This is a genomic window from Arthrobacter sp. E70 (assembly GCF_058266945.1).
On the sequence record NZ_JBYQFR010000014.1, the window covers coordinates 24,126 to 50,156 of the forward strand.

26 protein-coding genes are annotated in these 26,031 nt (G+C 66.3%); 20 read left to right on the forward strand and 6 right to left on the reverse strand.

The genetic code is table 11. The annotated features are described in order from the left end of the window. Positions 1–71: 71 nt before the first annotated feature. From AC3IMC_RS16685 to AC3IMC_RS16745, 13 genes are all read left to right on the forward strand, one after another. Entirely contained in the window at positions 72–971 is a 900-nt protein-coding gene (locus tag AC3IMC_RS16685; protein WP_490919767.1) for a carbohydrate kinase family protein, read from the forward strand. Between the two features lie 32 nt (positions 972–1,003). Then, on the forward strand, positions 1,004–1,888 hold the full coding sequence (locus AC3IMC_RS16690; protein ID WP_490919768.1) for an aldolase: 885 nt from the start codon (positions 1,004–1,006) through the stop codon (positions 1,886–1,888). Between the two features lie 85 nt (positions 1,889–1,973). After that, entirely contained in the window at positions 1,974–3,263 is a 1,290-nt protein-coding gene (locus AC3IMC_RS16695; protein ID WP_490919770.1) for an ABC transporter substrate-binding protein, read from the forward strand. After that, positions 3,260–4,216 (forward strand): carbohydrate ABC transporter permease, encoded by a 957-nt coding sequence (locus AC3IMC_RS16700; protein WP_490919771.1) that lies wholly within the window; start codon positions 3,260–3,262, stop codon positions 4,214–4,216. Before AC3IMC_RS16695 ends, AC3IMC_RS16700 begins: the two co-directional genes overlap by 4 nt. A gap of 4 nt (positions 4,217–4,220) precedes the next feature. Beyond that, complete coding sequence (locus AC3IMC_RS16705) at positions 4,221–5,036, forward strand: carbohydrate ABC transporter permease (RefSeq protein WP_490919772.1); 816 nt, start codon at positions 4,221–4,223, stop codon at positions 5,034–5,036. A 64-nt stretch (positions 5,037–5,100) separates the two neighbouring features. Beyond that, entirely contained in the window at positions 5,101–6,540 is a 1,440-nt protein-coding gene (locus AC3IMC_RS16710; protein WP_490919773.1) for an NAD-dependent succinate-semialdehyde dehydrogenase, read from the forward strand. Continuing rightward, positions 6,541–7,284 (forward strand): sulfite exporter TauE/SafE family protein, encoded by a 744-nt coding sequence (locus tag AC3IMC_RS16715; RefSeq protein ID WP_490919775.1) that lies wholly within the window; start codon positions 6,541–6,543, stop codon positions 7,282–7,284. A 38-nt stretch (positions 7,285–7,322) separates the two neighbouring features. Then, positions 7,323–8,576, forward strand: coding sequence for an AGE family epimerase/isomerase (locus AC3IMC_RS16720; protein WP_490919776.1), 1,254 nt, complete (start codon positions 7,323–7,325; stop codon positions 8,574–8,576). 13 nt (positions 8,577–8,589) lie between these two features. After that, positions 8,590–8,781, forward strand: a complete 192-nt coding sequence (locus AC3IMC_RS16725) for a hypothetical protein (protein ID WP_490919777.1) — start codon at positions 8,590–8,592, stop codon at positions 8,779–8,781. Positions 8,782–8,943: 162 nt separating this feature from the next. Next, complete coding sequence (locus AC3IMC_RS16730; RefSeq protein ID WP_490919778.1) at positions 8,944–10,197, forward strand: MFS transporter; 1,254 nt, start codon at positions 8,944–8,946, stop codon at positions 10,195–10,197. Positions 10,198–10,354: 157 nt separating this feature from the next. Further along, positions 10,355–10,996, forward strand: coding sequence for a hypothetical protein (locus tag AC3IMC_RS16735; RefSeq protein ID WP_490919779.1), 642 nt, complete (start codon positions 10,355–10,357; stop codon positions 10,994–10,996). Positions 10,997–11,087: 91 nt separating this feature from the next. Then, positions 11,088–11,636, forward strand: coding sequence for an RNA polymerase sigma factor (locus tag AC3IMC_RS16740; RefSeq protein ID WP_490919780.1), 549 nt, complete (start codon positions 11,088–11,090; stop codon positions 11,634–11,636). After that, positions 11,633–12,427, forward strand: coding sequence for a hypothetical protein (locus tag AC3IMC_RS16745; protein WP_490919782.1), 795 nt, complete (start codon positions 11,633–11,635; stop codon positions 12,425–12,427). Before AC3IMC_RS16740 ends, AC3IMC_RS16745 begins: the two co-directional genes overlap by 4 nt. Positions 12,428–12,448: 21 nt before the next feature. Here the strand turns inward: AC3IMC_RS16745 and AC3IMC_RS16750 are convergent, their stop codons facing one another. Beyond that, positions 12,449–12,784: a cupin domain-containing protein gene (locus tag AC3IMC_RS16750; protein ID WP_490919784.1), complete on the reverse strand. Its 336-nt coding sequence runs from the start codon at positions 12,782–12,784 to the stop codon at positions 12,449–12,451. A 249-nt stretch (positions 12,785–13,033) separates the two neighbouring features. Between AC3IMC_RS16750 and AC3IMC_RS16755 the strand changes: the two genes are divergently transcribed. From AC3IMC_RS16755 to AC3IMC_RS16765, 3 genes are all read left to right on the forward strand, one after another. Continuing rightward, positions 13,034–14,464: an FAD-binding oxidoreductase gene (locus AC3IMC_RS16755; RefSeq protein ID WP_490919785.1), complete on the forward strand. Its 1,431-nt coding sequence runs from the start codon at positions 13,034–13,036 to the stop codon at positions 14,462–14,464. 85 nt (positions 14,465–14,549) lie between these two features. Then, complete coding sequence (locus tag AC3IMC_RS16760) at positions 14,550–15,782, forward strand: mechanosensitive ion channel family protein (RefSeq protein ID WP_490919787.1); 1,233 nt, start codon at positions 14,550–14,552, stop codon at positions 15,780–15,782. 42 nt (positions 15,783–15,824) lie between these two features. Next, entirely contained in the window at positions 15,825–16,577 is a 753-nt protein-coding gene (locus AC3IMC_RS16765) for an ArsR/SmtB family transcription factor (RefSeq protein ID WP_490919789.1), read from the forward strand. Between the two features lie 57 nt (positions 16,578–16,634). On the opposite strand, the gene AC3IMC_RS16770 is transcribed toward AC3IMC_RS16765, so the two are convergent. The 5 genes from AC3IMC_RS16770 to AC3IMC_RS16790 all read right to left on the reverse strand — a co-directional run bounded on the left by AC3IMC_RS16770 (position 16,635) and on the right by AC3IMC_RS16790 (position 22,126). Continuing rightward, complete coding sequence (locus tag AC3IMC_RS16770) at positions 16,635–17,984, reverse strand: alpha-L-fucosidase (protein ID WP_490919791.1); 1,350 nt, start codon at positions 17,982–17,984, stop codon at positions 16,635–16,637. A 55-nt stretch (positions 17,985–18,039) separates the two neighbouring features. Next, positions 18,040–18,939 (reverse strand): carbohydrate ABC transporter permease, encoded by a 900-nt coding sequence (locus tag AC3IMC_RS16775; RefSeq protein WP_490919793.1) that lies wholly within the window; start codon positions 18,937–18,939, stop codon positions 18,040–18,042. Beyond that, positions 18,929–19,849, reverse strand: coding sequence for a carbohydrate ABC transporter permease (locus AC3IMC_RS16780; RefSeq protein WP_490919794.1), 921 nt, complete (start codon positions 19,847–19,849; stop codon positions 18,929–18,931). The genes AC3IMC_RS16775 and AC3IMC_RS16780 overlap by 11 nt, the downstream gene beginning before the upstream one ends. A gap of 56 nt (positions 19,850–19,905) precedes the next feature. Beyond that, positions 19,906–21,159, reverse strand: a complete 1,254-nt coding sequence (locus tag AC3IMC_RS16785) for an ABC transporter substrate-binding protein (protein ID WP_490919796.1) — start codon at positions 21,157–21,159, stop codon at positions 19,906–19,908. 214 nt (positions 21,160–21,373) lie between these two features. Next, positions 21,374–22,126: a FadR/GntR family transcriptional regulator gene (locus AC3IMC_RS16790; protein WP_490919797.1), complete on the reverse strand. Its 753-nt coding sequence runs from the start codon at positions 22,124–22,126 to the stop codon at positions 21,374–21,376. A 210-nt stretch (positions 22,127–22,336) separates the two neighbouring features. Here AC3IMC_RS16790 and AC3IMC_RS16795 point away from each other — a divergent pair, with 210 nt between their 5' ends. The 4 genes from AC3IMC_RS16795 to AC3IMC_RS16810 are packed head-to-tail and all read left to right on the forward strand — an operon-like array spanning position 22,337 to position 26,014. Next, positions 22,337–23,722 (forward strand): L-fuconate dehydratase, encoded by a 1,386-nt coding sequence (locus AC3IMC_RS16795; RefSeq protein ID WP_490919799.1) that lies wholly within the window; start codon positions 22,337–22,339, stop codon positions 23,720–23,722. Next, the gene (locus AC3IMC_RS16800; RefSeq protein WP_490919800.1) at positions 23,719–24,147 is read left to right on the forward strand and encodes an RbsD/FucU family protein; all 429 of its coding nucleotides are present in this window, start codon (positions 23,719–23,721) and stop codon (positions 24,145–24,147) included. The genes AC3IMC_RS16795 and AC3IMC_RS16800 overlap by 4 nt, the downstream gene beginning before the upstream one ends. Next, a complete protein-coding gene (locus AC3IMC_RS16805) occupies positions 24,147–25,040 on the forward strand; it encodes an amidohydrolase family protein (protein WP_490919801.1) in 894 nt (297 codons plus the stop codon). The genes AC3IMC_RS16800 and AC3IMC_RS16805 overlap by 1 nt, the downstream gene beginning before the upstream one ends. 2 nt (positions 25,041–25,042) lie before the next feature. Next, positions 25,043–26,014 (forward strand): aldo/keto reductase, encoded by a 972-nt coding sequence (locus tag AC3IMC_RS16810; RefSeq protein WP_490919803.1) that lies wholly within the window; start codon positions 25,043–25,045, stop codon positions 26,012–26,014. Positions 26,015–26,031 lie beyond the last annotated feature (17 nt).

Genomic DNA, 26,031 nt, shown 5'->3' on the forward strand with positions numbered 1-26,031 from the left:
AAAGTGTTGTTTTTCCAACATAGCGTGTGTATATTTCTTCAGTACCAGCCGCAACTACAACGAGGTGGAACGTGCCCCAACCGTCAACTGGACCCCTGCTCTTCGTAGGCTGCGCCACCCTTGACTCCATCGCCCTGGTGCAGGACTACCCGGCAGCGGACAGCCGCACCGTCGCCACGGATTTTGCGACGGCGGGCGGCGGCCCCGCAGCCACCGCGGCCGTCGCCGCGGCCCGGGCAGGCGCCAACACCGCCTTCGCCGGCGTCCTCGGCACCGACGAAGAGGGCGACCGCATCATCGCCGGACTCGAGGCCGAGGGCGTTGACACCTCGGCCGTCATCCGCGATCCGGGGGTTAAAACCGGCGCCAGCGTGATCATCGTCAGTCGGGCCACCGAAAGCCGGGCTATCGTCACCCGGCCGGTGCCCCCGGTCAGCTTTCCTGCCGGGAGCCGGTTCTTCGAACTGCTGGCATCAGCCGCGTGGGTCCATACGGACCACCTGGGCTGGAACGCCGTGACCGGCACCGCCGCCCTGAACATCAGTGTGGACGCCGGCAACCCCATCCCTTCGTTCAGCCCCCGGGGCGTCGCACTCTACGTCCCCACCATCGAAAGGCTCGCCGCAGAGTACGGCGGGGACCTCTCCCCCGCGGCGCTGCTGGGCAAAGCGGTCGACGACGGCGCCTCCGCCGTCGTCGCCACCGCCGGCGCAGACGGCGCCTGGGTCCTGGAACGGGGCGGCGAGCCCGTCCACGTGCCCGTCACGCCGGCAGAGATCGTCTCCACCCTTGGCGCCGGCGACGTCTACCACGGCGCGCTCCTCGCCGCCGTCGCGGCCGGGCTCCCGCTGGTGGAAGCCGCCGCGTTCGCCGGCCGCACCGCCGCAGCATCCTGCGCCGGGCTGGATGGCCGCTCGGCCATCCCGCACCAGGCCGTCACCTCCGAACTTGCCACCAACCAACCTGCCTAGCCCCATCACCAGCCAGCTGAAAGAAGCAGCCCATGAGCCACACCGACCTTTCCCCCCTGCAGCGCCCCTCCGGCGCCTTCGCGATGCTCGCCGTGGACCAGCGCGAAGCCATGCGCAACATGTTCGCCGAGCACACGGACCAGCCCGTCACCGACGAGGACCTGCGCACCTTCAAGCTGGAGGCCGCACGGATCCTCAGCCCCTATGCCTCGGGAATCCTTATCGACCGGCAGTTCGCCCTTGACCAGGCCATCGAGGCCGGCGTCGTGGACCCCGGCTGCGGACTCATCGCCTCGGCAGACCACTTCGAATCCGCGCACGGCGAGCTGGTGGGTGAAGTGACCATCGACCGCCTGGTGGAGCCGCACAAGTACAAGGCCCTGGGCGCCAAAGCCCTCAAGCTGCTGGTGCTGTACCGCCCGGACGAGCCCGCCGAGGGCCGGGTGGCCATGGTCCGCGAATTCGTGGAGAGCTGCCGGTCCGCCGGGCTGATCAGCATCATCGAACCCGTCTCCCGCAAGCCCCTCGCCGGCGGCGACTTCGACTGGAACGCCGGCATCCTCGCCGCCGCCAAGGAACTCGGCAGCCTGGGCGCCGACCTCTACAAGGCAGAAGTCCCCTTCAAGGGCCAGGCCTCCGAAGCAGAGGTTCGCGCCGCCTGCGCCGAACTGACCAAGGCCATCGACGGGCCCTGGGTGGTCCTGTCCTCGGGTGTCCCCGAAGACGTCTTCCCCGACGCCGTCCGGTGGGCCTGCCTGGAAGGCGCCAGCGGCTTCCTCTCCGGACGCGCCGTGTGGGCTTCCTGCATCGGCGCCCCCGACGTCGTCGAATCCCTCTCCACGGACGCCGTCCGCCGGCTGCAGCGCCTCTGCGCCGTGGTGGACGACGTCGTCTCCAGCCAGAAGGCACACGCCTAGGCGGCCCGAGAACCGAAGCGCCGGGGGCAACCCCTCTCCGCAGCAAGCAAACAAGGCACAGCAAACACTCAACGAGGAGATTATTGTGAGTCAGATTTCACGCAGGCAGGCCATGGCCATTCTTGGGGCCCTTGGCTTCGGCGCCACCGCGGCGGCGTGCGCCGGGCCCGGCGGTTCCACCGCGCCCGGAGGAGCCAGCGGACCGGCCGCCCCGTCCACCGGCGCCGTCACCGGCAAGGTCTCCTTCGCGCACTGGCGCGGCGAGGACAAAGCCGTGTTTGACGAGCTCATCAAGCGCTTCGCGGCAAAGCACAGCGGCGTGGAGGTCGCCCAGGACATCTCCACCTCCAACGACTACAACGCCCAGGCCCTGCAGAAGCTGCGCGGCGGCTCCATCGGCGACGCCTTCGCCACCTTCCGCGGCGCCCAGTTCAAGAACTTCACTGAAGCCGGGATCTACACGGAGCTCAAGGACAGCCAGGCGGTGAAGAACTACCAGAAGGGCCTGCTCTCCGCCGGGCAGAACGGCGACAGCCAGCTGGGCCTGCCCTACCAGGTGGTGTTCCCGATGCCCATGGCCAACGTGGACCTCTTCGACAAGGCCGGCGCCGAGATTGCCCCCAACAACTGGGACGCCTTCCTGGGCATGTGCGAGAAGCTCGCCTCCGCCGGCGTCATCCCCATCTCCTGGCCCGGCGGGGACGTGGGAAACGGCGGCCAGCTGTTCAACTGCATGATCGCCAACAACGCCCCGGTGGACGACATGTGCGCCCAGATCGAGCAGGGCAAGCTCAAGGTGACCGACGACTGGTTCATCAAGATGCTGAACCAGTACAAGGACCTGATTCCGTACCTGCAGCCCAACGCCACCGGCACCGCGGTGGAGCCGGCGCAGAACCTGTTCTCGCAGGGCAAGGCCGCCATGCTGGCCACGGGCTCGTACCATATCGCCGCGGTCCGCGGGTTGGGCGCCAAGTTCCCCATCGACCTGGTGTTCCCCAACACCACCTCCGATGGCAAGGGCAAGTATGAGGGTGCCTACAACGCCACCTTCATCCTGGGCGTCAACTCGGCCAGCAAGAACCAGGCCGCCGCCGCAGCCTGGATCGACTTCCTGTCCGAGCCCGAAAACGCCGGCTACTATGCCAACCAGACCGCCCAGCACGTCTCCGTGGACAAGGTGGAGTACACCAACCCGGACCTCAAGCGCCTGAGCCCCTGGCTGCAGAAGAAGACCGCCCTCGCCGCACGGTTCCAGTTCAACAACCTGGATGTCCGGAATGCGGTCGAGGCCAGCGCCACGGCCGTCATCTCCGGCACCAGCCCGGAGCAGGCAGCCGCAGCCGCCCAGAAGATTGTGGACGAACGGCTATGAGCATCCATCCCGGAACGGCTGCCAAACGCAAGGCACCGGACAGTCAACATGCCGACAACCCTGCCAAGGTGCGCCGCCGCTCTCCCACCCGGGTGAATCCGGCCCTGTACCTGTTCCCGTTGCCCGCCGTCGCCGTCATCGCCTTCTTCCTGGTGATGCCTACCCTGCAGGCCTTCCAGTACGCCATCACGGACTGGAACGGCTTCTCGGCGGCGTTCAACTACGTGGGGCTGGACAACTTCATCCGCGCGTTCAGCAAGGACTCGCTGTTCACCAACGCACTGACCAACAACCTGAAGTTCGTGCTGCTGGTGGTAATCGCCCAGACCGCATTCTCCCTGGTCCTGGCGCTGCTCCTGACCAAGAACTCGCGCGGCAGCATCCTGCTCCGGGCCCTGTTCTTCTTCCCCACCATCCTGTCCTCCGTGTCGGTGGCCTTCATCTGGAAGTTCATCTACGACCCCAACTTCGGCCTGGCCAATTCGGTCCTTCGGACTGTGGGGTTGGACGGCGGCGCCTACCTCGGCAACGACGCCCAGGCCCTGTACTGGGTGGCCGTCACCCAGGTGTGGTTCCACTCGGGCCAGATGATGGTGGTCTACATCGCAGGCCTGCAGGCCATCCCCAAGGAGCTCTACGAGGCCGCGGAAATGGACGGTGCCAACAAGTGGCAGCAGTTCAAGTCCATCACCTGGCCGTTCGTGGCACCGGCAACGTCCATTGTGGTGGCCTACACCACCGTGCAGTCCTTCAAGGCGTTCGACCTGATCCTCGGCATCGCCGGCAACCCGCCCAAGGCTGCCCTGGACATCCTCTCCACCCGCATTTACAGCACCTTTGCCAACTCGGAGTTCGGCTACGCCGCCGCCCAGTCGATCATCTTCATGGCGATGATCGCCCTGGTCACCTGGCTGCAGCGCCGTTTGCTCCGGCTGACCCCGAAGGGGGACTAGCAGCATGCTCGCCTCAATAAGCCGCCGCGCCATCCTGGCGATCTACGCGGTCATCATCATCGTTCCGCTGACCGTGGTGGCCTTCGGCAGCTTCAAGACCACGCAGGAACTGTTCGCCGGGCCGTTCAGCCTCCCGCACTCCCTCGCCCCCGATAACTTCGCGGAGGTGGTGGGCGGCCAGAACCTGGGCTCGTCCTTCATGAACAGCGTGATCGTCACGGCCGTCTCCGTGCCGCTCACCCTGTTCCTGGCCAGCCTGGCCGGCTACGCAGTGTCCCGGCTGAAGGGGTTCATGTCCTGGGCCATCTTCGGTTTCCTGGTCCTCGGCATGGCTATCCCGGCGCAGGCGAATATGGTGCCGCTGTACGTGCTCTTCGGCAGGTTGGGCCTGCTGGACAACCTGGCCGGCCTGATCCTGGCCAACGTGGTGTCCACCTTGCCCATCGCCGTGTTCATCCTGGGCGGGTTCATGCGGACGCTGCCCAAGGAACTCTACGAAGCATCCTCCATCGACGGCAGCGGACCGTGGAAGACCTACGCCTCCATCGCCCTTCCACTCTCCGCCCCCTCCATCGCCGCCGCCGCGATCTTCCTGTTCGTCATCCACTGGAACGAGCTGCTGTACCCGCTGCTGTTCATCCAGACCCCCGGCAACCGCACGCTGCCCCTGGCGCTGCTGAGCTTCCAGGGCGAATTCCAGACCAACTACCCGCTCCTGTTCGCCGGCGTCATCCTGGCGTCCCTGCCCGTGGTGGTGGCCTACGTCTTCCTGCAGCGCTACTTCGTGGCCGGCATCACCGCAGGCGCCAGCAAGGGATGAGTACGACGACGACGGGCGGCTGCGCGGGCGGCCGCGCCCTCCCAGCCAACGAAAGGCAGAATTCATGAACCTCAAATCGGCCCGACACCTTGTCAACGGCACCTGGCACACCGCCGGAACCGCCAAGGACGTGACTGATCCCGGCAACGGCAGCACCGTGGGCGAGGTGGCCTGGGGCACCGCCGAGGATGCCACGCAAGCGGCCGATGCCGCGGCGGAGGCCTTTGGCTCCTGGTCCCGCACCACCGTCCGCAACCGGGCGGACCTGCTCCGCAACGCCGCCGACCTCCTGGCCGAACGCCGCGACGAACTCGCGCACACCCTGGCCCTGGAAGCCGGTAAACGGCTCCCGGAGGCACAGGGCGAGGTGGACTTCTCGGTGGAGTATTTCCGATGGTTCGCCGAGGAAGCCCGCCGCGCCACCGGCACCGTCAGCCCGCCTGAACTGCAGGGCCGCCGGCACCTGAGCCTGCGCAAGCCGGTCGGGGTGGCCCTCAGCCTCACGCCCTGGAACTTCCCGGTTTCCATCCAGGCCCGGAAGCTCGCGGCGATGCTGGCCGCCGGCTGCACCGTGGTGGGCAGGGTGTCCGAGAAGGCTCCCCTTGCCGCCACCGGCCTGTTCGAGGTCCTGCACGACGCCGGGTTCCCCGCCGGCGTGGTCAACCTGGTCCACGGCCCCTCCCGCGAGGTCACCGGCGCGTTAATGTCCCACCCGGCGGTCCGGGCCGTCAGCTTCACCGGCTCCACCGGAGTCGGCCGGCAGATCATGGCGTCGGCTTCCGAACGCGTGGTCCGGCCCCTGCTGGAACTCGGGGGCAACGCACCCTTCATCGTGTTCGAGGACGCGGACCTGGACGCCGCCGTCGAAGGCGCCGTCCTGGGCCGGCTGCGCAACACCGGACAGTCCTGCGTGGCCGCCAACCGGTTCCTGGTCCAGGACAGCATCGCGGACGAGTTCGCGCAGAAGCTCGGCGCACGCTTTGACGCGATGAGCATCGGCCACGGCGTTCCCGACGGCGGCACGGCGGTCCCGGACCTCGGCCCGGTCATCGACGCCGAACGGGTGTCCGCGGTGCAGGCGCTGGTGGACGACGCCCTGGAACGCGGCGCCCGCCAGGTCACGCAGCGGACTGCAGTACCCGGCAAAGGCGCGTTCATGGCACCCACGCTGCTGGCCGACGTCCCGGACGATGCATTCCTGGTGACCGAGGAAGTCTTCGGCCCGGCTGCCGGCGTCGTCACCTTCTCCTCGGAGGACGAAGCGATCCGGAAGGCCAACGCCACCGAGATGGGCCTGGCCGCCTATGTGTGGAGCAGCAACCCGAAGCGCGGCTGGGAGATCCCCGAGCGGCTCGAGGCAGGCATCGTGGGTGTGAACGACCCCCTGCCTTCCGTGGCCTTCGCCCCCATGGGCGGCGCCAAGCAGTCCGGACTCGGCCGGGAGGGATCAAGCCTGGGCCTCGAAGAGTTCGAGGAGGTCCAGTACGTGGCCTGGAGGCCGTAAATGCTGACCACCGGGCTGGTGCTGGGCGCCGTCGTCATGGGTGCGGGGATGCAGCGCGTCACCGGCATGGGGTTCGCGCTGGTTGCTGCCCCCTTCCTGGTCCTGCTCCTGGGCCCGGTGGAGGGCGTAGTGCTGGTGAACGTGTGCGGCGCCGTGACGGCGGGGGCCATCATCTTCCGGGTGGTCCGGGACATTGACTGGAAGCGCTACCTGATGCTGGCGGCCTCAGCCCTGCTGGGGATCATCCCGGCGGCCATCCTGGTCCGGCTCATACCGCCGGCCATCCTGGAGATCTCCATCGGGGTGCTCCTCGCCGTCGGCCTGACGGTCCTGCTGGTCCTGAAATCCGCCACCCTGCCCGAGCGCCGCCGCTACCTCTTCACCGCCGGCGGCCTCAGCGGGTTCATGAACACGGCGGCGGGCGTGGGCGGGCCGGCGGTCAGCATGTACTCCATCGCCACCCGGTGGCAGCACAAATCCTTCGCGGCCACGATGCAGCCGTACTTCTTCACCATCGGCACGTTCTCCCTGGTCTCGAAGGCGATCACCGCCCCCGCCTCGTTCCCGGCGCTGCCGTTGGCCATGTGGGTCGCCGTCGCCGTCGCCTGCCTGGCCGGCCTGGTGCTCGGTGACCTCGCCGCCAAGCACGTCCCCGCCCGCGCCGCCCAGATCCTCCTGATCATCCTGGCCTACCTGGGAGCGGCCGCCACCATCATCCGCGGCGTATCCGACGCCGTCGGCTGACCTGACATTTTGCACCTTCACCAGAAAGAGGACATGACATGACCTGGCTCGACAGTGCCGCCCACGCACGGTGGCTCGAGGCGGAGACCGACCGGCTCATCAATTTCGCCACAGCTTCCAAGGTCCCCACGGGATTCGGCTGGCTCGACAACTACGGCAAGGTGTTCGCCGACAAGCCAACCCACCTGTGGATCACCGCGCGGATGACCCACAGCTTCGCCGTCGCCGCACTGATGGGACGGCCCGGTGCCGCGACCCTGGTGGACCACGGCATCGCCGCCCTCAACGGTGTCCTCCACGACGATGAATTCGGCGGCTGGTACGCCGAAGTGGATGACAACGGCCCGGTCAACGACACCAAGTCCGGCTACCAGCACTCCTTCGTGCTCCTCGCTGCCGCCAGTGCCGTTGCCGCGGGGCGCCCCGGAGCGCGGGAACTGCTGGATGAGGCGCTGCGGGTGGCCGACACGAAATTCTGGGACCACCAGGCCAACATGTGCTTCGACTCCTGGAACCGGGACTTCACCGAAACCGAGGCCTACCGCGGCGGCAACGCCAGCATGCACTCCGTTGAGGCCTACCTGATCGTCGCCGACGTGACCGGGGAAAACCGCTGGATCGAACGCGCCCTGCACATCGCCGAGGTGCTCATCCACGACTTCGCGCGCAACAACAACTACCGGGTGTTCGAGCACTTCGACCCTGCGTGGAACCCCATGCCGGAGTACAACACCGACGACCGGGCCAGCCAGTTCCGCGCCTACGGCGGAACCCCCGGCCACTGGGTGGAGTGGGCGCGCCTGCTCCTCCACCTCCGCGCCGGGCTCGAGGCCCGCGGCCTGGACGTCCCCGCATGGCTGCTGGAGGACGCGAGGGGCCTGTTCGACGCCGCCATCCGCGACGCCTGGCAGCCCGACGGCCATCCCGGATTCGTGTACACGGTGGACTGGGAAGGCAAGCCGGTTGTCACCACCCGCATCCGCTGGGTGCCCGCCGAGGCCATCGGGGGCGCCGCCGCCCTCTACATCGCCACGGGCGAAGAGAAATACGCGGACTGGTACGAGCGGATCTGGGACCACGCCCGCGACTGGTTCATCGACTACGAGCACGGATCCTGGAAGCAGGAACTCGACGAGAACGGCAACGTCACCTCCACCGTCTGGTCCGGCAAGGCGGACATCTACCACCTGTGGCACTGCCTGGTGGTCCCGCGCCTTCCGCTGGCTCCCGGGCTGGCACCGGCACTAGCGGCGGGCCTGCTCGACTCACGAATCAACCAGAACCTCACCTAAGAAAAGGACAACCATGACTGCCATTTCCACCCAGGACCCGGTGCTGCGCATCGCCGCTGCGAATTCTGAGCCTTTGGACCTGCGCGTCGAAGCCGGCGTGCCGGCCGCGGTGCGCATCGAAGTGCAGGGCAACTGCGCCTGCCAGGGTGCCTCCGCCCGCCGGCCCGGAGCCTACACGGACACCGATTTTGGCCCCCGTCACTAGGAACCCAGGTCCTTCCCCGGGCAGGATGCCGGACACGCACCGGCCACGGCGGAACACGCCGTAAACCGCGCGGAGTAGGGGGTTTGATCCTGTAAATTTAAGGGAGGAATTGTCCGGCCAGCGAGCCGCGTTCCAACCCTCCCCTTGAATGGACCCTCCCCCATGCTTTCCGCGATTTCCGCGCCGTCCCCTGCCCGTTTTCCCTACGCCGCGATGGCGGTTTTGGCCACCATCGCCTTCACCGCGATCACCACTGAGCTCCTCCCCTCCGGCTTGCTGCCGCAAATCAGCACCGGCCTGAACGTTTCGGAGCCCGTGGCCGGCTACCTCGCAGCCGCCTACGCCGCCGTGATTGTGGTCACGGTGGTCCCGGTGGCGCGGCTGCTGGCCCGGATCCCCCGGCACGCGCTGCTGGTGGGCCTGGTGCTGACGTTTGCGGCCAGCAACGCCTGGGTGGGGCTGGCACCGGACTTCACGACGGCGATGATCGCGCGACTGGTGGGCGGCCTGGCGCACGGGCTGCTCTGGACCACCATGGCGCCGTTCGTCACGCGGGTGGTTCCGGCGGACAAGGTGGGCAAGGCCCTGGCAATCGTGTTCAGCGGCAACAGCCTGGGCCTGGCCATCGGCGCCCCGGTAGGTACAGCCCTGGGCGGGTTCCTGGGCTGGCGGGCCGCGTTCCTGGTGCTGGCCGGGTTCGGGCTGGTCCTTGCCGTGCTTGCCTTCTTCCTGCTGCCGAGGGTCCGGCGCATTTCCGACGCCGCCCGGCCATCCATCCGGCGTGCCATCGCCGAGCCGGGTGTGAAGGCGGTGGCCACGGCGTGGCCGCTGCTGGTGCTGGCCCACTTCGCGCTGTTCACCTACATCGCCCCGTTCATCCGCGAAGCCGCGCTGCCCGAGTATGCCACCAGCCTGTCGCTCACCGTCCTGGGCGCCTCGGGCCTGCTCGGCATCTGGGTTGCCGGGCTCACCGTGGATTCGCGTCCGCGCCGCTCGCTGCTGGTGACGACGACGGCGATCGCCGCGTCGATGGTCCTGCTGCCTTTGGCCGTGGGCAACCTTGTGCTGGCGATGGCGCTCATGACGGTCTGGGGCGCGGGCCTGGGTGCGATCGGCATCTACAACCAGGCGGCCATCCTGCGCGCCGGTGGAGAGTACAGCGAGGCCGCCAACGGCCTGACGGTGCTGACCATCCAGTTGGGGATCACCGTTGGCGCCCTGTACGGCTCGGGCGCGCTGGTGGCGGGCGGCCCGCTGCTGGTGCCGGTGGCCGCCGCGGTTCCGGTGGTGGCTGCCCTGGTGATCACCCTCACCGGCAAGAGGCACGCCTACCCGCCGGGTCCGCGGGAACAGGTGTGGCTGGAGCCCCGGCCGGTCAAGGAACGGCCGGAACCCGCAGTGGAAGAACGCGCCTGAGGACGTGCACGGCAGCCTGGACGCCAGTGGAATGACAAATTAGTCAAAAGGCCTGTCGCAAACCCGTAACCTCTGTGACGCGGATTTCGATCCATTAAGTGCGGGGACATCCCGCGAAGTTGATCGCAATCCATAAAATTCGTCAACGGAGGGTCTCATGGCTTTCTTTACCTTTTCAGGCAACAAGCTCGCAATGACCGTGCTCGCAGCAGGCGCCCTGGCGGTAGGCGGGACCGGGGTGGCCGCCATGGCGGAGTCGCTGCCGGACGGCCCGTCGGTACTCGCGGAGACGGAGTCACCGTCACCCAGCCCCACCGCAACGGAAACGGAATCGCCGGATCCCAGCCCCACGGCCACGGAAACCGAATCGCCGGATCCCACTCCCACGGAGACTGAGACCGAGGCTCCGGAACCCACTCCGACCGAAACGGAAACCGAGGCGCCTGAGCCCGTCCCCACCGAAACCGCGGACCCGTCGCCCACCTCCACGGCCGCAGGTCCGGACGCCACGGGACCGGCCGCCGTCGGCCTCTGCAACGCCTTCGCCAATGGCGGCTTGAACACCACATCGGTGGCCTACGCCGCCCTCGCTGACGCAGCGGGAGGCGAGAGCGGAATCGACGCCTACTGCGATACCGTTGCCGCTCCCGCAGACGGGGACGACGAGCCGGCGGGTTCGGAACAGGATGAGGTCCAGCAGCAGCAGGCACCGGAGCGCCAGGCAGCCCCCGCCAACAACGGCGCTGCCGGACAGCAGGGCGGCAACGCAGCCCAGCACTCCGGCGGCGGACGGCGGTAGCCTGTCAGCAAGCACTGCCGTGCCGGGACGGTTTGATCGTCCCGGCATGGCAGCCACACACCGGGCAACCGGATCTGCCGCAGGGGGGCGGATGCAAGGGACCAGGCACGAGGCGGAGCGGCCCGGGCAAACCGACGACGGCTTCTTTTCCGTCGTCTACCGGGAGCTCTCCCCCGGAGTGCTCAGCTACCTTCGCTCACGCGGCGTTGAGGATCCCGAAGGACTCACCCAGGAAGTCTTCCTGGCTCTCTACCCGAAACTCGGCGACCTGTCCGGCGGGTTGAAGGGGGCAAAGTCTCTTGCCTTTTCCATTGCGCACGCCCGTTACGTGGACGAGCACCGGCGCCGGCTCAAGGCCCCGCCGACCACCGGTTACGATCCGGCCGCGGACTCCCGCTGCAGCGACTCCGCAGAGGACCAGTTGCTGGCGGTTGAGAGCTCGGCCAGCGTCACATCATTGCTCAGTACCCTGCAGCGCGACCAGCAGGAGGTCATTGCGTTGAGGGTTGTTGCCGACCTGTCCGTCGAGACGACGGCGGAGATCATGGGCAAAAGCCCCGGGGCCATCAAGCAACTGCAGCGCCGCGCACTGTGCCGGCTACGCAAGCTCATCCCCTCACGGAGAGAGGACCAGTCATGACGGGCGACGACGAGTCACGGCAGCAGCACCGGCTGGATGACCAGCGCGCGGTGGACGCGCTGCTTGCCGAAGCGGGCTGCGGGGAGGACGCAGAGCTGCGTGACCTGCTGCTGCAGCTGCGGAGCCTGCGGACGGATGAAGTCCCGGAGCCGTCGGCCGAACTCGCCGCGCTCCTGGCCGCTTCCGGAACAGTAGCCCGGCTGGACCCCGGCCGGCCCCGGCGCAACAGGCGCTTTGCCTTCACCGCCCTGGGCGTGGCTGCCTCGCTCGGCGTCGCGGGCGGGGCCGCAGCCGGAAATGAGGACCTGCGGCGCGGAGCAGAGGGCACCGTCACCAGCATTTTCCGGTCGTTCGCACCCCCGGCCCCGCCAACTCCCGCTGCCCCCGAGCCGGGGCCGCGGGCACCGAGCCCGGCGACGCCCGCCGTCGTGCCTGCCTCCCCCGAAACCTTGCCCGCCAGTGTTCCGGCTGTTCTTCCCGGGGCAGAGCCTCCCATGCCGGACGCTCCGGAGATCAGTGGCCCAGCGGACGACCACACACCAACGTTCCACCAGGACTCCGGGAGGGAGGCCCCGGACGCCCTGCCGGATGGCCAAAGGGAACAGGCCACCCCTGCCGTCCCGGCCAGGGATTCCCGCCAGCCGGTGGGCCCTCCGGCGGCGGGCCAGCCGGCCGAGCTCAAACCGGATGACCGTCCCGGCAGGAACGGAAACGGCGAAGCGGTTCCCGGCCCGGGCCAGCCCTCCGGGCAGCCCGAGGAGCCGGGGGACAAAACCAACCCGTCGCGCTGACCCGAGCTCCGGAAGCAGCAGTCAGTCGCGGTACTTGGCCACCGTGAACAGGAAGGTGGAATCCTCCTCGGCGTCCAGGCTGTGCAGGCCGGGCGGGACGATTAACAAGTCTCCGGGCTTGCCCTGCCAGGACTCCGTGCCCGCCCGCAGGTTGACGCAGCCCTGGATCACAAAGACCGTGGCATCGCCCGGATTCTGGTGCTCACTCAACCGGGTACCGGCGGTCATGGCCATGACCGTCTGGCGGAGGACCTTCTCGTGGCCGCCGTACACAGTGTCCGCCGCACGCCCGTTAGTGGAGCCGATCGCAGCCTCAAGCTGCTGCCGGGCCAGCGCTTCGATCGATATCTTCTGCATGCGCCCAAGGCTACCCGCGTTCTTCCCGCAAGGGAGCCACCCTTGCAGCCACGGTTCCGGCCCTCGTGGCCCTCCTCCTGCAGCAGCCGGGCCCCTAACCTCCTTGAGGGGACCCGTGGATCTTGACCGCCGCCGCGCGCCGCCGGATACTTGGACTGCCGCAGCCTGTCGCGCCGTTTCGAGGCGCACTTTTTTCGTTTTCAACCGGCTGGATCGACGGAGATCCAGCACCCCTGGCGAGGTCGGATCATGGGTTTAGTGGAGCGTGGCGAGCCGGAACGCCGGGTGGCCAGGGAACTGGAAGACCTGCGGACCCGGATTGCAGGCAGCGTGATCGAACCGGGCGACGCGGGATATGACGAGGCCCGCCGCATCTGGAACGGGATGCATGACCTGCGGCCAAGGGCTGTTGCACGTGCCGGCTCAATTGCGGACATCGCCCCTGTCCTGGCCGCGGCACGCAGTACCGGACTGCCGCTGGCGGTGCGGGGCGGGGGCCACAACGTGGCCGGGCACGGCAGCGTGGAGGGCGGCCTGGTCCTGGACCTGAGCCAGCTCCGGAGGGTTGCCGTTGATACGGAAAGACGGCTGGTCTCCGTGGAACCGGGCGCAACGCTGGCGGACGTGGACACGGCAACGACGAAGCACGGCCTGGCAGTCCCTTTGGGCGTCATCAGTGCCACCGGGGTTGCCGGCCTGACGCTTGGCGGAGGTGTTGGCTGGCTGACCCGCAGCAACGGACTGACGCTGGACAACCTGGACTCCGCCACTGTGGTCACGGCCTCCGGTGAGCAGCTGCAGGCCAGCGGCCGGGAGAATCCCGATCTGTTTTGGGGGCTGCGCGGCGGCGGCGGCAACTTCGGTGTTGTGTCCTCCTTCACCTTCCGGGCCCGTCAGTTGCCCCAGCCCGTACTCGGCGGAAACCTCTTTTACCGGCCGGACCACTGGACAACAGCGCTGGCCGGCTTTGAGCGGTGGAGCCGGGACCTGCCTGACGAGATGAACCCCATCAGCAGCTTCCTGGTCCTGCCGCCGGAGTTCGGGATGGGAAGTGACCCCTGGCTGATCCTCGCCTGTGCGTGGGCGGGCGCCGACCACCGGCCCGGACTGGCTCTGATCGACCAGCTGCGCACGCTCGCCCCGCCGGACGAGGAGGAGGTGGGTCCGGTTTCCTGGGTTGAATGGCAGAGCGCCATGGACAGCCTCTTTCCCACCGGATCGAGGGGCTACTGGAAGAACGTCTCCTTCTCCCGCCTCGACGGGGAAGTCATCGACGTGTTGACCGGGTTCGCCTCCGAGGTGCGGTGGCAGGGCACCGGTATAGACGTCCACCTTCTCGGCGGAGCCTTTGCGCGGGTTCCGGAAGAAGCGACCGCCTACCCCAACCGGTCCGCACGCTACCTGCTGAATGTCTACGGGTTCTGGGCTTCGGCTGAAGACGACCTGCGCCTTAGCGAATTTGCCCGCACAGCGCATGCACGGATGCAGCCCTTCGCCGAAACGGGCGAGTACGTTAACTTCCTGGGCAGCGAAGCCCGGCAGGACCCCAATGCGGTGCCCCTGACCTACGGGCCGGAGAAGTACGGGCGTCTGCTGGACCTCAAACAGCGGTACGACCCGGACAACCTCTTCAGGCGCAACCACAACATCGCGCCACGCCAGCCGTTGGCCCACCCCTAGCAGGCCCTGTTGCGGGACCGGGCAGACATGCCGGCGCGCGGCCCCGATTTCAGCCCCTCCGGCCGCAGTTGATAGACGTTAAAGGATGCAAGACGTCCTGAACCCAGCAATGCCCTTCATCGCCATGGCCCTGGCCGTGGTGGCCGGACTCGCCCTGTCCTGGCTGCTGCGCAAGGTGGTCCTGCGGCTGAACCGGAAACGTCCCGAACTGCAGGCCACCTCCCGGGTGGCCCGCCAGCCGCTGCGGCTGGCACTGTGCCTCGTGGGCGTCCGCGCCGCGCTGGGAATGACAGCCGGCGCCGAAAGCTGGCACGGCGCCGTCGACCACTTCCTCCTGATAGCCCTCATCGGTGCCTGCGCCTGGCTGGCCGTTGCGGTGCTGCTCATCCTTGAGGCAGTAGTGCTGAAGCGGCACAGCGTGGATGTGGCGGACAACCGGCGGGCCCGGCGGCTGCGGACGCAGATGATCCTGGCCCGGCGGATCGCAGTGGCCTTGGTGGTGGTGCTTGCGGTGGGCACCGCCATGCTGACCTTCCCCGCCATCCAGGCCCTGGGCACCGGGCTGCTGGCGTCCGCCGGCGTGATTTCCATTGTTGCCGGCCTCGCTGCCCAGACCTCGCTGGTGAACGTCTTTGCCGGCATGCAGCTTGCGTTCACCGATGCCATCCGCGTGGACGATGTGGTGGTGGTCCAGAAGGAGTGGGGCCGGATCGAGGAGATCACGCTGACCTACGTGGTGGTGCATCTGTGGGACGACCGGCGGCTGATCCTGCCGTCCACCTACTTCACCACCACGCCGTTCGAGAACTGGACCCGCCGCCAGTCCGAGGTGATGGGAACTGTGGAGTTCGATCTGGACTGGCGCGCCCCCGTGGAGGACATGCGCACCGAGCTGCGCCGCGTCCTGGCCGGGACGGAACTGTGGGATGAGCGGGTGGGCGTACTCCAGATCACCGACGCCACGGGTGGTTTCGTCCGTGTCCGGATCCTGGTCAGCGCCGCGGACAGTGCCGCGCTCTTCGACCTGCGCTGCCTCGTGCGTGAAACCATGGTCACCTTCCTGCAGCAGGGGCACCCGGAGGCACTGCCGCACCAGCGCTGGGAACAGGCGCACGACGGCGGCAGGGCCGCCCCGCGCAGCGCACCACTGCGCGGGCTGGGGTCGCCCGTGGCAGGCGGTGTGCGTCCCCCGGCGGACCCGCACGAATCGCAGCTGTTCACCGGCTCGATTGAAGCGGTGGAGCGGTCCCGGGCCTTTACCGGGCCGGGGGACGAGGTCTTCGAGGAACGGGACCGCAGCTTGGCTTCCCGCAACTGAAACCCTTGATAGGTGACCATATGGTCACCTATCATTGGCCTTATGGATGACGTGTTCAAGGCACTCTCCGACCCCACCCGCCGGGACCTGCTTGACGAGCTGTTCCGCGAGGACGGGCAGTCGCTGAGCGCCCTTGAGGCACGGTTCGACATGAGCCGGTTCGGGATCGCCAAGCACCTCCGCATCCTGGAGGACGCAGGCTTGGTGGTCACCCGCCGTCGTGGCCGGGAAAAACTGCACTTCCTGAACCCGGTGCCCATCCGACTGGTCCACGACCGGTGGGTCAGCAAATACGCAGAACCATGGGCCGCTGCCCTCAGCGACCTCAAATCCAGATTGGAAAGTCCCATGGAAAAGATCTTCGAGATTTACATCAAGACCACGCCGGAACGGCTCTGGGAAGCCATCACGGACAGCACCATCCGCAGCAAGTACCAGTTCGGCAACACCATCGAGGCCGACTGGTCCCTTGGCGGCCGGTTCGTGATGAACAACCCCAAGGCGGGTGCACCGCTGGGCGAGGGCGAAAACCTGGAGGTGGACCCGCCGCGCCGCCTGGTCCAGACCATGCGCGCCCTCTGGGGCGAGGACGTCAAGGCCGAGGGCACCTCGAAGGTCACCTGGGAGATCGAACCGGTGGGCGATTCCTGCCACCTCACCGTCACGCACAGCGACCTGCGCGAGGGCGCCAACGAACAGCTTTACGGCGGCTGGCCGATGATCCTCTCCGGCCTGAAGACCTGGCTGGAGACCGGGGAGAAGCTCACGACGCCCGGGTCACTGATGTACACCTGACGCGCGACGACGGCGGCCGCCACGTTGCGGGCAGCCGCCGTCGTGAAGCCTCGGGACCTACGCCCGGGGAATGCGCACGATGACAGGACCGGAACGGTCAGGTGACAGCGTCACTTTGAGTGCACCGCCGGAAGCCTCCACGGCTCCGCCGCCGCCCTCCACCGACGCCTGCGCCGGGGAGAACGCGCCCGCGTCCAGCGTCACCACAGCGTCGGTCTTCCCGTCGAGCGCGTCAACGAAGACGATGACCTCGGACCCCCGGTCCAGCCATCGGACCCAGCTATCGTCGTCACTGCCTGCCGCCGGACCAGCCTGCAGCGGCCGGCCGCCCACCAGGAACTGCTTGGCGGTTGCCATCCAGTGGCCCAGGTCCGTCAGGGCCTGCCGCTGGATCTCCGGAATGGTGCCGTCAGCCCGTGGACCAACGTTCAACAGGAAGTGGCCGCCCCGGGAAACAACGTCGGCCAGGTGGCGCGCCAACTCCTGGCCGGTGAGCGACTGCTCGGGGCCTTCCACCTGGTTGTAGCCGAAGGAGAACCCGACGCCGCGGCAGTTCTCCCACTCGGATTCGGACTCGTTCTCCCTGGCAGCTTCGTACTCGCTGGTGGCGTAGTCCTTGTGAGTGTCACCCCAGCGGTCGTTCACCACGCCGTCGGGAACAGCCGCGTAGAAACGTTCGAACAGGGTGCCGAGCCCATGCTCACCGAAGTGCTTGCCGGCGTCGGGCCATTCAATGTCATTCCACAGCATGTGCGGCCGGTATTTGTCCACCAGGTCGGCCACGTGGTTGTACGCGTACTCCGCGTAGCCGGCGTCCTTGGGCCGGGATGTGTCATGGACGCTTTCACTGGTGATGTGCGGCGGGAAGGGACGCACATGCCAGTCCAGGCCGCCTGAGTAGTAAAGACCCAGCTTCAGTCCCTTGTCCTCCACTGCCCGGGCGATTTCGCCGATCAGGTCCTTGCGCGGGCCACGGTGGACCGTGTTCCGCTCCCCCGTTCCCGGGGCGTCCCACAGGGCGATGCCGTCATGGTGCTTCGTGGTGGGAACCACGTAGTCGGCGCCGGCAAATTTGAACAGTTCCACCCAGTCGGCCGGATCGAACTGTTCGGCCTTCCACTGGTCCAGGAAGGCGTCGTAGTCCTCGCCGCCAAACACCTCCCGGTGGTGCTGTTGGGCAGGGCTGCCATCAATGCGGATGGTGTTGTAGTACCACTCCGCGTAGGGGTTGTGGGTAAACCACTCGCGGTCCTCGATGGTGCCCAGGGCGCCAATGGGTTCGGCCCAGGCGGGAACGGAGTAGGCGCCCCAGTGGATAAAGATGCCGAACGGCGCGTTCTGGAACCACTCCGGCAAAGGCCGGGACAACTTGTTCCAGTCTTCAGGCGTGGCTGTGCTGTCAGTCATGCTGCACTCCAATTTCAGATAGGTGATTCTGGGAATCTTGGGTCTGGGTGGTTGTTCAGCGGCCGCCGAATCCCCCCATGCTGACGCCCTTGACCAGCTGGCGTTGCAGGAGGATGACGACCAAGAGGCTGGGAATCACCGCTACGGTTGCGGCGGCCATCAACGGCCCCCAGTCCGTTCCACGTTCGCCGGAGAACATGGACAGGCCAAGCGGAATCGTGGCCCGGGAGACGTCATTGATCACGATCAGAGGCCACAGGAAGCTGCTCCAGTAATCGATGAAGCTGAATACAGCCACCACTGCGAGCGGTGCACGGACCAGTGGCAGGATGACGCTCCAGAGGATCCGGAGGGACCCGGCACCGTCTATCCGCGCGGCTTCTTCGAATTCGACCGGGAGGGAAAGCAGGAACTGCCTGATGAGGAACGCACCGAACGCACCGAACGCGAACGGAACGATCAGCGCCGGAAGCGAATTCACCTGATCCAGCTTGTTCATCATGATGTACAGCGGGATGACCAGGACCTCCTGCGGCAGCACCAGGGTGCCCAGGAATACAAGGAACAGCTTGTCGCGGTGCTTGAACTGCAGCCGCGCGAAGGCATAGGCGGACAGCAGCGACACCACGGTGGTCAGGGCTGCTCCGGCAAGGGACACCAGGAAGCTGTTAGCGATCACCTGCGCGAACGGTATGGCAGTCCAAGCGGTGACGTAGTTGGACCACTCCACACGGGAAGCCAGGAAGTTTGAACCCGTGGAGAAGACCTCGGAAGTCGGCTTCAGGGATGTGGCCACCATCCACAGGAACGGGAAGAAGAAAATGAGGCCTGCCAGGATAATGGCTGCCCTGCTGATGTAGGTTCCCGGCCGCATCTTCCTGCGACGCGCAGGGGGTTGGCTATTCACGGTGCCGGTATTGGGGGCGGCGTCCTTGGCCATGGTTTCAGTTGTCATAATTGACCAGCCTCTTCTGCTGGGAGAACTGCAGTGCGGTGATAAGCATGACGATCACAAACAGCGCCCATGCCAGCGCTGAGGCATAGCCAAGCTTGTCGAAGGAAAATCCGTTGCGGTACAGGTAGAGCACGAGGGTGTTAGTTGATTCACCTGGCCCGCCCAGGGTGAGCAGGTATGGCTGGGTGAAGACTTTGAAGGATCCGATAATGGTCATCACCGTGCAGAAGAAAAGTGACGGCGACAGCATCGGCAGCACCACGCGGAAGAACCGTTGCCACGCCCCGGCACCGTCAATGCGCGCTGCTTCCAGCAGGTTGGGTGAAATCCCGTTGAGCCCCGCACCGAGGACGATGATGTTGTAGCCGATTCCCTGCCAGAGGGACATGGCGATTAGCGAGCCCATGGCCAACTGGCTGTTGCTGAGCCAGGACGGTCCGTGGATGCCGAAATTGGCCAGGAAGCTGTTGACGACGCCGTCATCGGTAAGCATGAGCCGCCATACCAGCGCGTTGGCAACCATCGGCGTGACAACCGGGATGAAGAACAGGACCCGGAAGAACGGGCCCCAGCTCCCCAGGTTGTGCAGCCACGTAGATATCGCCAGCGCCAAAACGAGATTCAGCACGGTGTAGCAGATAGCGAAGAACAACGTGTTGCCCAGGACCGTCCAAAAGACCGGGTCCCCGGCCAGCATGCGGGTGTAGTTTTCCAGTCCGACGAACTTGGGGGTGCCGAACAGGGGCCAGTCGAACAGGCTGATGACCAGGGAGGCGATGAGCGGAACCACGATAAAGATGAGGAACCCCAGCATGCCGGGGGCAAGGTACACAGCGGCAAGCTTCCCGTGGCCGGTAACCCTGGCCGGCTTCTTTGCGTTCTTTACGGCGAGCGTCGGTAAAGCAGTCATCGTTGACCTATTCCTTGAGCGGGGCAGGCTCCGGAAATGAAGCCCGCCCCGGAGGATTACTTGGCTGAGTTGGCGATGGTGGAGAGGATTTCCTGGGCTGACTTGCTGCCGCGGAACCCGTCGCCGGAGTACTGCGTGAAGTTCGTTTCAACTTGGTTCCAGGTGGGCGTTGTCACCAAGGGCCGGCCCGATTTCAGCAGCGCTTCGACCACGGCGACGTCGGCCGCGGGCTTGTTTCCGGCCCAGTCCTTGATCGCGGATTCCACGGACGGTACGGTCCCGCGGGCTGCCCCGACGGCCCCAACCACCTCGGGCGTCGTAATCTTCATGATGTTCTTGAAGGCCGTTTCCTTGTCCTTGCAGGATGCGGCGATGGCGAATGCCGAGCCCTGGATCATTCCGATGCTTTGTCCCGACGTTGAAGGAATGACCGCGATACCCACCTTGCCCTGCGTTTTCGTGGTCAGGGTGTCGTACATCCAAGGTCCGTCGATGATCATGGCCGCCTTGCCGCTCATGAACTGCTGCTCGGGAACATCGCTGCCGTCCGATGCCTGCGGAGGCGCCGCCACCTTTTCCTTGGCGGCCAGGTCAAAAGCGAACTGCTGGTCCTGCACGAGACCCTGGTTGGTCAGGTCCAGCTTCCCGTCCTTGACCGGTTCGTTGCCGTTGGCAAAGGCCAATGGCAAGCCTGGGCCTGCGCCGAAGCCCGGCGGAACGGCCAGGCCCGTGATGCCATCCTTCGTCAGCGCCTTCAGGTCGGACGTGAACTGGGCGGTGGTGTAGTTGAGCGTTGGTTCCTTCACTCCTGCTGCGGACAGGAGGTCCTTGTTGTAGTAGAGGACTACGGGCTCGGCGTCGTACGGGATGCCGCGGAGGCTTCCGTCCACCGTCAAGCCGTCAATCATCGCCTTGTTGTACATGGACACGTCAACGTTGTTGCTCTTGACCATGTCGTCAAGCGGCACCGTCAGGTCCTTGAGCTCCTGCGCGCGGGCTGCCTGGGTGGTGATGATGCACGGCGCACCGGAACTGGACAACCGCGTCTTCACTTTGGTCCAGTAGTCGTTGAAGCTGGGGCCCTCGAGCGTGAGGTTGAACGCTGGGTCTTTCTTCTTGGCCGCGTCGACGAAGGCCTGCCATTGCGCCCGGTCGTTTTCGTTGCTGATCCATGTGTACATCGAGGAGGCTTCCTTGCCCCCGTCGGATGATGACCCTGCGCTTGAACCGCAGGCACTCAAGGTGCCCGCTGCGAGGGCTGCCACCGCTGCCGCTGTCAACAGGCGGCTGGTAACACGGTTCTTCGACACGATGATGTCCTTTCATAGCTGGGGACAAGGGTTGCCCGGCGACGTCCTCGTGGCCTGCCTGGTGTGATGTCCGCAACCCTCGTCCCAACAGAATGACCCGGGCCATCTCAGTAAGTCAAGGAATCATCTGATCTTTATTCAAGAATTTCGACTGGAACGCCACCGAGCCGCGACTTTCACGGGTTTTTGGGAAACAAGATCAGACGAATACCGCCTAGGGAGCGCTTTCCTCATCGCCTAGAACTGCCTCGGCATTCCGCGCGGGCCCCTCAAGGTCCGGTTCGGGGATGGCCGTGACGTAGTCCTCCACCGCGTACAGGTGGTTGGCCATCCGCGTCCGGGCACGGTCCACATCATGCCGGCGCAGCGCTTCAAGGATCCCGAGGTGTTCGCGGTGCGTGGCCAGCAGGCCCTCGCTGTCGTGGATGGACCGCCACATCCGTCCCCGGATGGTGTTGGTGGACACGGTCTCAATCAACGCGGACAGCACGTGATTGGCAGACGCCTCGGCGATCAACCGGTGAAATTCCACGTCGCACTGCATCGCCGCTTCATGCTGGACCGGCGCCGCGTGGATCGCGGAATGGGCGCGCTCCAAAATGCGTTCGGCTTGATCCAGCTGGTCTTTCCCGATACAGACCGCCGCGGCGGCAGCCGCCTCGGTCTCCAAGGCCCTGCGAACGGTGTGCACCTGGTTTGCCCGCTCCCCATCTTGGAGTCCCACCCAGAATTCCATGGCAGACAGGAGGGCAGAGGGTTCCAGCCGGGTCACAAAGGTTCCGGCACCTTGCCGGGTTTCCAGGATGCCCATCGTGGAGAGGGCGCGCACACCCTCCCGAAGTGAGCCGCGCGATACCTGAAGCTCTGCTGCGAGATCCTTCTCGACCGGTAGCCGGTCACCCGGCCGAAGCCGACGGGAGGACAGCATCCGCTTAACGCCCGTGATCACCACATCGGTCTGGGACATCGAACCATTGGTCGAGCCGCTCGTCATAGCTACCGCCCTTCGCTGTGTTTTCTCCGCAGGTTCCCGTCAGAGAATCCACTTTCATCTGATGTATTGCTTGGAAAATGCCTAGCGTTCCTATATTCTCATCAAATACTTTCAAATACATCAGATGATGCTCGCATCGTTGCTGGAGCGTCATCTTCATAGCCTGAATCTGGAGGGCTCACCATGCCACGCATCACCGGTTTTGACGTGTTTGACGTGCGGTTTCCCACCTCGCTGTCCGCGGACGGCTCGGATGCCATGAACAAGAACGGGGACTATTCTGCCGCCTACATAGTGCTGAGGACCGAGGACCCGGCCGTGTACGGCTGCGGGTTTACCTTCACCATTGGCCGCGGCAATGAAGTCTGCGCCGCAGCCATGGAATTGCGGGCCCGCCCCCTGATCGGACAGGATACTGACTCTATCGGCCGCAACCTCGGGGAGACGTACAGGGACCTGAAGCGCGATTCCCAGTTGCGCTGGCTCGGGCCGGACAAGGGCGTGGAGCACCTCGCCCTCGGAGCTGTGATGAACGCAGTGTGGGACCTCGCAGCGCGGACCGCGGGTAAACCCTTGTGGCGCCTCCTGGTGGACATGACCCCGGAGCAAATTGTCGACGCAGCCGACCTCACCTATCTCTCGGACGCCCTGACCCGCGACGAGGCACTGGGCCTGTTGGCACGCCTTGCACCGAGCCGGGAGGAGCGCATCCAGCAGCTGGCCCAAACCGGTTACCCGTGTTACACCACCTCGGCCGGCTGGCTGGGGTACTCCGACGAGAAGCTCCGGAGGCTTTGCCAGGAGGCGGTGGACCAGGGCTACCGCCACATCAAGCTGAAAGTGGGCGCGTCCCTGGAGGACGACATCCGCCGCCTCGGCATCGCGCGCGAAGTTATCGGCCCTGCCGGCAACCTCATGATCGACGCCAACCAGGTATGGGATGTCCCGCAGGCCATCGACTGGGTCAAGCAGCTTTCCGAGTTCAATCCCCTGTGGATCGAGGAACCCACCAGCCCGGACGATATCCTTGGCCACGCTGAAATCCGCCGGGCGGTCCAGCCGATCGGAGTAGCCACGGGCGAACACGGCATGAACCGCGTCCTCTTTAAGCAACTCTTCCAGGCCGGCGCCATCGACTACTGCCAGCTGGATGCCTGCCGGCTCGCCAGCGTCAACGAAGTTCTCGCCGTCCAGCTGATGGCCGCCAAGTTCGGCATCCCCGTCTGCCCCCACGCCGGCGGGGTGGGGCTGTGCGAACTGGTCCAGCACCTCTCCATCTTCGACTTCATCGCCGTCTCGGGAGACCTCACTGGACGCGTCACGGAGTTTGTGGACCACCTGCACGAACACTTCGTGGACCCGTGCATCATCAGGGACGGCGCCTATGTCATGCCGGCAAACCCGGGATATTCAGCCGAACTGAAGGAGCAGACGCTGCAGGAATACGCCTTTCCCTATGGCAGCTACTGGGCAGGAACCGACCCCGGCCGGGCCGAACAGGCCTGGCGGGCCGGCAACGCCCCCGGACGGGTGGCATTTGCGAGCGCACGGCAGGAGGTGGGGGCATGATCAATTACACCCTCACCCATCCGGGCCTCTTGGCTGCGCTTGCCGAGTCCGGCCACGGCTCCCAAATCCTGGTTGCCGACGCCAACTACCCGCACAACACCGGTGCACCCGCATCCGCCCGCCGGATTGCCCTGAACCTGAGGCCCGGCCTGCTGACCATCGACCAGATCCTCGAGGTGCTCACCGACGCCGTGCCGCTGGAGGCGGCAGACGTGATGACTCCCCCGGACGGTAACTGGACGGAAGCCGTCAAGGGCTACGAACGCGCCCTTGGCACAAAGGTGCCCATCACCTCCCACCAGCGCTTCGACTTCTACGACGCCGCACGCTCGCCGAGTGTCGCCGTCGTCATTGCCAGCGGGGACACCCGGCACTATGCGAACCTCCTGCTGACGATCGGCGTCCGGCCCGACGGCACGTCATGATGGGGACGCCTTCTCTGCGGGTCATCGATTCGCACGTCCACATTTGGGATCCCGCCCGGCTCGACTACACCTGGCTGGAGGATGCACCCACCCTGAACAAGCCGTTCCTGCCTGAAGACCTCCCGCACACCAGGGCAAACACCCGTGCTGCCGTTTTTGTCCAAGCCGACTGCCGTGATGACCAGGCCCTGAAGGAAGTGGACTGGGTATCCAGCCTGCACGCTGCCTGGCCGCAGCTGGCGGGAATGGTGGCCTTCGCTCCCATCAGCCGCGGTGATGCGGTAGCGGAGGACCTGGACCAGCTGCTGGAGCGGCCCCTGGTCCGCGGCGTGCGGCAACTTTTCCAGGACCGGGACGAATCCTTCATTCTGCATCCGGGCACCTTGGCAGGTGCCCGCCAGGTGGCCCAGGCGGGGCTCGTTTTCGACGCTTGCATCCGTGCCGGACAGCTGCCGGCATTAGCGGATTTTGCCCACCGTGTACCCGAACTCGGGATTGTGCTGGACCATATGGGGAAACCGCCCATCGCCAGCGGCGAACTCGCTGCCTGGAGCAGCGGGATGCGGGAACTTGCCCTGCGGCCCAACGTCACCGTCAAAATCTCCGGGGCCGGCGCGGAAGCTGACCCGCACCGTCCGCTGGCGCCCCAGGCGCTTCCATTCATCCAGGAAACACTGCACCTTTTCGGCCCGGACCGCTGCATGATCGGCAGTGACTGCCCCGTGTCGCTGGCAACCCCGGCCGCGTACCAGGACTGGATTGGGGCGGTAGAACAATCGCTGGCGGGAGCGTCCGGCGGCGAGCGCCGAAGTGTTGCCTCCGGAACAGCGGCCCGCGTCTATCGCCTGGCCCGGGATAAAGGACAAACAGCCATGAACCAGGAGAAGGACTGAGAATGCAAGCAGAAACCCGCACCATCCCCGGCACCGATGTCCGGCTGCCGGTGCTCGGCTTCGGCGGGGCCCCCATCGGCAACCTCTACCGGCAGGTCCCGGAGCAGGAAGCGGTGGACGCCGTCACCGCGGCCTGGGAGGGCGGCGTCCGCTATTTCGATACTGCGCCGCACTATGGGCTTGGGCTCTCGGAGCGCCGCCTGGGTGCCGCGCTCGCAGGGCAGGACCGCGGCAGCTATGTGCTGAGCACGAAGATCGGGCGGCTCCTGCGCCCCAACCCGTCACCCCAGGGCAAGGACACAGAGGGCTTCGACGTCCCGGACGACCTCACCCGGGTCCGTGACTACTCCCGCGACGGGGTGCTGCGCTCCATCGAGGAAAGCCTGCAGCGGCTGGGGACCGACCGGATCGACATCGTCTACATCCATGACCCTGACGACTACTGGGCAGAGGCCGTGGAGGGCGCTGCCCCGGCGCTGTCCGCCCTCCGGGACGAAGGGGTCATCGGGGCCTGGGGCGCGGGCATGAACCAATCCGGGATGCTCCACAGGTTTGTCACCGAAACGGACATCGACGTAGTCATGCTCGCGGGCCGGTACACGCTCCTTGAGCAGGGCGCAGCACAGGACCTGCTTCCGGCCTGCCTGGAGCGCGGGGTTGGCGTGGTGAACGTAGGCGTCTTCAATTCGGGCCTGCTGTCCAAGGAACGGCCCGCCGCCAACGCCACCTATAACTACGCGCCAGCCCCGCAGGAACTGCTGGAAAGGGCCAACCTACTGGCGGACGTCTGCGAATCCTACGGCACCACGTTGCCGGCCGCCGCCCTCCACTACCCCTACCAGCACCCGGCCGTCACCAGCGTTGTCCTTGGCATGCGGACGCCGGCGCAGGTGAAGCAAAACCTGGTCCTTGCCTCGCAGACCGTCCCTGACCAGCTGTGGGCCGATCTGCGCGACCGCGGACTGATCACCTAAGAAACACCACCCCGTAC